The organism is Actinosynnema sp., assembly GCF_052038725.1.
Window position 1 is genome coordinate 1 of sequence record NZ_JBQGCX010000103.1, and the last position, 6,579, is coordinate 6,579.

Here is a 6,579-nt window from a genome sequence, read left to right on the forward strand (position 1 = left end):
CGGTCCCGCGCACGACTGAGCCCCGCGCGCTGAAGGCCCCGCCACCTCCGGGTGGCGGGGCCTTCTGCCTTTTCCGGGCAGCGCGCCCGGCCTGGGCCAGCCGGTCGGGAATCCGTCTGCGGCGCACGGGAAAAGCACGCGGGAATGATCTTGCGGGGAGCGCGGGAGGGGGTGTCGGGGTAGAGGAAAAGGTCCCTGGACAATCCTCGGCGAGTCCGCTCCGGCGCGCGGGAAAACAGGCTCCGGGGGACTCGCGGGCGAAGCTCCTCCCGGTGAGCGGAAAACACCCCGGCGCGCGGCGGGGGAAATGCCGCGGTGATCGGCGCGCCCGCGGCGGTGGGTGATCACCGGGTGATCACCGGCGCGCGGACGTCCCGCGTGCGCCCGACCGGCGGTTCCGGCGGTCGGAGCGGCGGGTTCCTGGCGAACGGGGGGACCTGCGGGGGAGCGGCGCTGCTCCCCGTCGGACGTCCTAGGCGGCGGCCTGACCGCCGGGCGCCTGACCGCCGGGGGTCTGACCGCCGGACGCCTGGTAGCGGTCCACGTACTCCTGCTCGGACAGCTCCAGGATGCGGTACACGATCTCGTCGGTGACCGAGCGCAGCACCGGCAGCGAGTCCTGCATCCCGGCGTAGCGGGAGAAGTCCAGCGGCGCGCCGAAGCGGATCGTCACCGGGCGGATCCTGGGCAGCTTGCGCCCGACCGGCTGGACCTGGTCGGTGCCGATGATGCCCACCGGGACCACCGGCACGTCGGACTCCAGCGCCATCCGCGCCACGCCCGTGCGGCCCCGGTGCAGCCTCCCGTCCAGGGAGCGGGTGCCCTCGGGGTAGATGGCGAACGCGTTGCCGCCCGCCAGGATCTCGGCCGCCGTGTCCAGGGAGGCCCGCGCCGCGCGGCCGGAGCCGCGCTTGACCGGGACGTGCCCCAGGGAGCTGAAGAGGCTCTTGCTAAGCCAGCCCTTGAGCCCGGCGCCCTCGAAGTACTCGGCCTTCGCGAGGAAGGACACCCGCCGGGGCGCCACCATCGGGATCAGGATGCTGTCGATGAACGACAGGTGGTTCGGGGCGAGGATCACGGCTCCGGTGCGGGGGAGGTTCTCCAGCCCCTCGACCTTCGGCCGGTACACCGCGCGGGCCAGGGGGAGCACGACCCGCTTAATCACCGTGTACAGCATGGAAACAGCATGACTCCCTGTTGTTGCGGCCCGGCGAATGTGTGGTTCAGCCCACTGATCGAGCGCATCGGACCACCCGGACGCCGCAGAGTTATCACTCTTGGTGGTCGCTGGGGGAGTTTAGTTTGGTGCTGACGGGGGACCTGCTGCGACCCACGGTGACGGTTTTGTCGGGGTCGCCGCTCGCGCTCGGCGACCAGCCGGGGCCGCTGACCGGGCGGGACGCGCGCGGGGCGGTGCGCGGCGTTCCCGACGGCGTCCGCCGTCGACAACCCTCAGCGACGGCTCACGCGCCCCGCACGCCGCTCGGCACGTCCACACGCCCGTAGGGGCCCGTCACGCCCCGAAAACGCCGCAGGGCGGCTCTGAGCCCCCGTGGGAGCCCCGCCGCCCTGCCTCCGGTCCGGAGTCCTTCCCGGCCCGGCCGTTCCTTCAGCCCAGCCGCGCTCTCAGCCCAGCCGCGCCTTCAGCTCGGTCGACCGCTCCGCCCAGCGCCGCAGCAGCTCGGCCGCCGCCCCGCTGTCCACGGCCTCCGCCGCGCGCGCCAGACCCGAGGTCAGCGCGGGGGCCAGCTCGCCGGACAACCCGGCGTGCGCCGCGATCGCGCCCGCCGCGTTGAGCAGCACCGCGTCCCGCACCGCGCCCGGCTTGCCCGCCACCAGCTGCCGCACGACCTCGGCGTTCACCGAGGCGTCCCCGCCGCGCAGGTCCTGCGGCAGCGCGGGCGCGATGCCCAGGCCGGACGGGTCGATCCGGTCCTCCCGGACCACCCCGCCCTCGACGACCCAGACCGCGGTCGTCGTCGTCGTGGTGATCTCGTCCAGGCCGTCGTCACCGCGCACGACCAGCGCCGTCGTGCCGCGCCGGGCGAACACCCCGGCCAGCAGCGGCGCCGCGTTCGCCCGCGCGCAGCCGATCAGGCCCACCGACGGCTGCGCCGGGTTGGTCAGCGGCCCGAGCAGGTTGAACGAGGTCGGGATGCCGATCTCGCGCCGGGGCGCCGAGGTGTGCCGGAACGCCGGGTGGAACACCGGCGCGAAGCAGAAGCCCACGCCCAGCTCGGCCACGGTCGCCGCCACGCCCTCCGGGGGCAGGTCGATCGCGACGCCCAGCGCCTCCAGCACGTCGGCCGTGCCGCACTGCGAGGACGCGGCCCGGTTGCCGTGCTTGACCACCGGGACCCCGGCGGCGGCGGCCACGATCGTGGCCATGGTGGAGATGTTCACCGAGCCGGAGCTGTCGCCGCCGGTCCCGACGATGTCGGCCGCCCTGCCCTCGACGCTGAACCTGCGGGCGTGCCCGAGCATCGCCGAGGCCAGCCCGTCGACCTCCTCGGGCGTCTCGCCCTTGGCCCGCAGCGCCACCGCGAACGCCGCCACCTGCGCGGTGGTGGCCTCGCCGGACATGATGCGGTCCATCGCCCACCCGGTGTCGTCCTCGGTGAGGTCGACCCCGTCGAGCAGCCGGGTGAGCAGCAGCGGCCAGGTGCGGTCGGCCACGGCGATCAGCCGCGCACGGCGGGCAGCGCCAGCGAGCGCAGCACCTCGGCCACGGTCTCGGCGGCTGCCAGCGGGTCGAGCGGGTGCACCAGGACCGCGTCGGCCTGCGACCACGTCGCCAGCCACCGGTCGTCCTTGCGGCGCACCGCGACCACCACGGGCGGGCAGTCGGTGATCTCGTTCTTGAGCTGCCGGGACAGCCCCATGCCGCCGGTGGGCTGGGCCTCGCCGTCCAGGATCACCAGGTCGGCCCTGGCGTTGTCCAGCTCGTAGAGGACCTCGGCGATGGTGCCCGCCTCGGTGTACTCCACCCGTCCGAGGTCGGGCGCGGGACGCCGCCCGACGGCCGTGATGATCGTCTCACGCACCTCGGGGCGGTGGCTGAACACGAGGATTGTGGTCGTCTGCGAAGTCATCGCGCGAACCTCCGGACGGGTCGGGGCCGAGAGGTCCGATGCTATCCGGCGTCCTCCCGCTGATCCTTCCGGGCCTGGAGGGCGTCCCAGCCGATCCAGTCGCCCCCCAGGCGCTGGGCCAGGCCCGCCATCCGCGAGCGCTCCTGCGCGCAGTGCAGCGCGTCGAGCACCTGCACGCGCAGCGCGTGCGCGGGTTCGCCCTCCCGCAGCGTCCACCCGTCGGGGGCGAGCAGCTCCCGCGCGCGTTCCACCTGATCAGCGGGCAGGTGGAGGTGGTGGCGGAGCACGGCGGGCTCGTCGGGGCGCCACCGGGGCGAGCGCGCCAGCGCCGCCGAATCCGCCTCGGCGATGTCGAACGCCTCGACCACGACCACCAGATCGGGTGAGGCGATCTCCAGCGGCACTGCACCCCGTGCGGACCAACGCCTCCGCAACCGGACGAACCACTCCATGCGGCCCCTCACCTCGTGTGTGACCCGGATGACCATGACTTAAGGCCCCGGACCCGATGGGCGAGGCGAAAACGTGCAAGCAATAATGCGTCGTGTGACAACGGCAGCGCCCTCAATCACCCAGCGCGTGCACTCGCTGAACCGGCCGAACATGGTCAGCGTGGGCACGGTCGTCTGGCTGTCCAGTGAGCTCATGTTCTTCGCGGGTCTCTTCGCCATGTTCTTCACGGTGAAAGCCCAGCACGAGGGCGAGTGGCCCCCGGTGCACCTGAACGTCCCCTACGCGATGTTCTTCACGACCATCCTGGTGGCGTCGTCCTTCACCTGCCAGTGGGGCGTGTTCGCCGCCGAGCGCGGCGACGTGTTCGGCCTGCGCCGGTGGTACGGGCTCACGGTGCTGCTGGGCGCGATCTTCGTCGCGGGCCAGGCGGGCGAGTACGCCACGCTGATCGGCGAGGGGGTGACGATCCCCAGCGGCGCCTACGGCACGGTCTTCTACCTGACCACCGGCTTCCACGGCCTGCACGTGATCGGCGGCCTCATCGCGTTCGGCTACCTGCTGATCCGCACGAAGCTGAGCAAGTTCACGCCCGCCCAGGCGACTTCCGCGATCGTCGTGTCCTACTACTGGCACTTCGTCGACGTGGTCTGGATCGGCCTGTTCGCCGTCATCTACCTCGTGCCCTGACACCAAGAACCCCGAACTCACTAGCAAGGGTTGCCGCACACATGACCACCACCAGTACCACGAGGGCCCGGAATCGCGGCACCAAGCTGCGGCGGCGGATCTCCGGCCTGCTCGCGCTGGGGTTCGCGCTGTTGAGCGCGGGCCTGCTGTTCAGCGCGCTCGCGCCGCAGCCGCAGACCGCGCAGGCGCAGTCCGACCCGGCCCAGGTGCGGCTGGGGGAGCAGCTCTACAACAACACCTGCATCTCGTGCCACGGCCAGAACCTCGACGGCGTCAAGGACCGGGGCCCCAGCCTCATCGGCGTCGGTGAGGCCTCGGTGTACTTCCAGGTCTCCTCCGGCCGGATGCCCATGGCCCGCCAGGAGGCGCAGGCCCAGCGCAAGCCCGTCAAGTTCAGCGCCGAGGAGATCGACGCGCTCGGCGCGTACATCCAGCAGTTCGGCGGCGGCCCGGAGACCCCCGAGAAGCGCGGCGAGGCGCTGCGCGGCGAGGACCCGGCCCGCGGCGGCGAGCTCTTCCGCCTGAACTGCGCGGCGTGCCACAACTTCACCGGTCGCGGCGGGGCGCTGTCGTCCGGCAAGTTCGCACCCGAGCTCGACGGGGTCACCGAGGAGCAGCTGTACACGGCCATGCTCACGGGCCCGCAGAACATGCCCAAGTTCTCCGACCGGCAGCTCACGCCGGAGGAGAAGGAGGACATCATCGCTTACATCAAGTCGGTGTCCGACGGGAACAACAACCCCGGCGGCGCCGCCCTCGGCGGCTTCGGGCCGGTTTCAGAGGGTCTGATCGCGTTCATCGTGGGCATCGCCGCGCTCGTCGGCGTGACCCTCTGGATCGGAGCCAAGGCATGAGCGGCGACAAGCCGAACGGGCTGCCCGACGAGGCGCAGCTCTCGAAGATGAGCCGGGACGAGCTGGTCAAGCTCGGCACGGAGCTGGACGGCGTCGAGCTGGTCCACTACGAGGAGCGCTGGCCCGTCAAGGGCACCAGGGCCGAGAAGCGCGCCGAGCGCCTGGTGGCGCTGTGGTTCGCCATCGCCGCGCTCGCGGGCGTCGGCTTCCTGGCCGCGTTCCTGTTCTGGCCCTGGAAGTACGAGGCGCCGCACACCGCGAACCACTGGCTGTACCAGCTGTATACGCCGGTCATCGGTGCCACGCTGGCCCTGTCGGTGCTGGCGCTGGGCGTCGGCGCGCTGCTGTACACCAAGAAGTTCATCCCCGAGGAGCTGGCGGTCCAGCAGCGCCACGACGGCGGCTCGTCGCCCGTGGACTCCGCGACCCTCGTCGCCGAGCTGGGCGACGTCGGCGCGCGCAGCACCCTCGGCCGCCGTTCGCTGATCAAGCGCACCGCCGGTCTCGGCGCGGGCGTGTTCGGCCTCGGGGTCCTCGCGGTCCCCCTCGGCGGCATGGTGAAGAACCCCCACGCCGACAGCGAGACCAAGGACTCGCTGTGGCACACCGGGTGGAAGTCCGAGAACGGCGAGAAGGTCTACCTGCGCCGCCACACCGGCAACTTCCACGACGTCGAGCTGGTGCGCCCCGAGGACCTGGACGCGGGCGGTTTCGAGACCGTCTTCCCGTTCCGCGAGTCCGAGCGCGGCCACGAGCACGAGCTGGTGCAGGCCCTCAAGCGGGCCGACAACCCGGTCATGCTGATCCGCCTGCGCCCCGGCCAGGCCGTGACCAAGCGCGCGGGCCAGGAGGACTTCAACTACGGCGACCTGTACGCCTACTCGAAGATCTGCACCCACCTGGGCTGCCCGACCTCGCTGTACGAGCAGCAGACCGGTCTGCTGCTGTGCCCGTGCCACCAGTCGCAGTTCGACGTCTTCCACTACGGGAAGCCCCGGTTCGGCCCGGCCACCCGCGCCCTGCCTCAGCTCCCGATCACCGTGGACGAGGACGGTTACTTGATCGCCCGCAGCGACTTCACCGAGGCTGTGGGTCCGGCGTTCTGGGAGCGTAAGTCATGAGCGGCATCACGACGCCGACGAAGCGGCAACCCGCCGGCGCCCGCGCGGCGGCGGGCGCCGCCAAGTGGGCGGACGACCGGTTCCACATGGCGGGCGGGATTCGCAAGCAGCTCAACAAGGTCTTCCCGACCCACTGGTCGTTCCTGCTCGGCGAGATCGCGCTCTACAGCTTCATCATCCTGCTGCTGTCGGGCACCTACCTCGCGCTGTTCTTCGACCCCTCCATGCAGGAGGTCACCTACAACGGCTCGTTCGTGAACCTGCAGGGCATCGAGATGTCCCGCGCGTTCGAGTCGACGCTGAACATCAACTTCGAGGTGCGCGGCGGCCTGTTCGTGCGCCAGGTCCACCACGGGGCCGCGCTGCTGTTCA

General features: G+C 71.7%; 7 protein-coding genes and 1 pseudogene. 4 read left to right on the forward strand and 4 right to left on the reverse strand.

Annotation, left to right across the window (positions count from 1 at the left end):
• Positions 1-472 precede the first annotated feature (472 nt).
• The 4 genes from ACTUAL_RS02005 to ACTUAL_RS02020 form a co-directional block, all read right to left on the reverse strand.
• Positions 473-1,177 (reverse strand): lysophospholipid acyltransferase family protein, encoded by a 705-nt coding sequence (locus ACTUAL_RS02005; protein ID WP_440899059.1) that lies wholly within the window; start codon positions 1,175-1,177, stop codon positions 473-475.
• Between the two features lie 449 nt (positions 1,178-1,626).
• Positions 1,627-2,676, reverse strand: coding sequence for an anthranilate phosphoribosyltransferase (trpD, locus tag ACTUAL_RS02010; protein WP_440899060.1), 1,050 nt, complete (start codon positions 2,674-2,676; stop codon positions 1,627-1,629).
• Positions 2,677-2,681: 5 nt separating this feature from the next.
• Positions 2,682-3,092: a hypothetical protein gene (locus tag ACTUAL_RS02015; RefSeq protein ID WP_440899061.1), complete on the reverse strand. Its 411-nt coding sequence runs from the start codon at positions 3,090-3,092 to the stop codon at positions 2,682-2,684.
• A gap of 41 nt (positions 3,093-3,133) precedes the next feature.
• Positions 3,134-3,544, reverse strand: coding sequence for a hypothetical protein (locus ACTUAL_RS02020; protein WP_096491998.1), 411 nt, complete (start codon positions 3,542-3,544; stop codon positions 3,134-3,136).
• A gap of 85 nt (positions 3,545-3,629) precedes the next feature.
• Here ACTUAL_RS02020 and ctaE point away from each other — a divergent pair, with 85 nt between their 5' ends.
• The 4 genes and pseudogenes from ctaE to ACTUAL_RS02040 all read left to right on the forward strand — a co-directional run.
• Positions 3,630-4,232 (forward strand): aa3-type cytochrome oxidase subunit III, encoded by a 603-nt coding sequence (gene ctaE / locus ACTUAL_RS02025; protein WP_096491999.1) that lies wholly within the window; start codon positions 3,630-3,632, stop codon positions 4,230-4,232.
• Between the two features lie 41 nt (positions 4,233-4,273).
• The gene (qcrC, locus tag ACTUAL_RS02030; RefSeq protein WP_096492000.1) at positions 4,274-5,086 is read left to right on the forward strand and encodes a cytochrome bc1 complex diheme cytochrome c subunit; all 813 of its coding nucleotides are present in this window, start codon (positions 4,274-4,276) and stop codon (positions 5,084-5,086) included.
• Positions 5,083-6,207: a cytochrome bc1 complex Rieske iron-sulfur subunit gene (gene qcrA / locus ACTUAL_RS02035; RefSeq protein ID WP_096492001.1), complete on the forward strand. Its 1,125-nt coding sequence runs from the start codon at positions 5,083-5,085 to the stop codon at positions 6,205-6,207. Before qcrC ends, qcrA begins: the two co-directional genes overlap by 4 nt.
• Positions 6,204-6,579, forward strand: a pseudogene (locus ACTUAL_RS02040) (cytochrome b); the annotation flags it as partial. The gene qcrA and the pseudogene ACTUAL_RS02040, both read left to right, overlap by 4 nt.

Bases quoted from the DNA above. Each gene is read 5' to 3' on its own strand.
- ACTUAL_RS02005 (WP_440899059.1), bottom strand. From the start codon at position 1,177: ATGCTGTACACGGTGATTAAGCGGGTCGTGCTCCCCCTGGCCCGCGCG.
- ACTUAL_RS02015 (WP_440899061.1), bottom strand. From the start codon at position 3,092: ATGACTTCGCAGACGACCACAATCCTCGTGTTCAGCCACCGCCCCGAG.
- ACTUAL_RS02020 (WP_096491998.1), bottom strand. From the start codon at position 3,544: ATGGAGTGGTTCGTCCGGTTGCGGAGGCGTTGGTCCGCACGGGGTGCA.
- ctaE (WP_096491999.1), top strand. From the start codon at position 3,630: ATGCGTCGTGTGACAACGGCAGCGCCCTCAATCACCCAGCGCGTGCAC.
- qcrC (WP_096492000.1), top strand. From the start codon at position 4,274: ATGACCACCACCAGTACCACGAGGGCCCGGAATCGCGGCACCAAGCTG.
- qcrA (WP_096492001.1), top strand. From the start codon at position 5,083: ATGAGCGGCGACAAGCCGAACGGGCTGCCCGACGAGGCGCAGCTCTCG.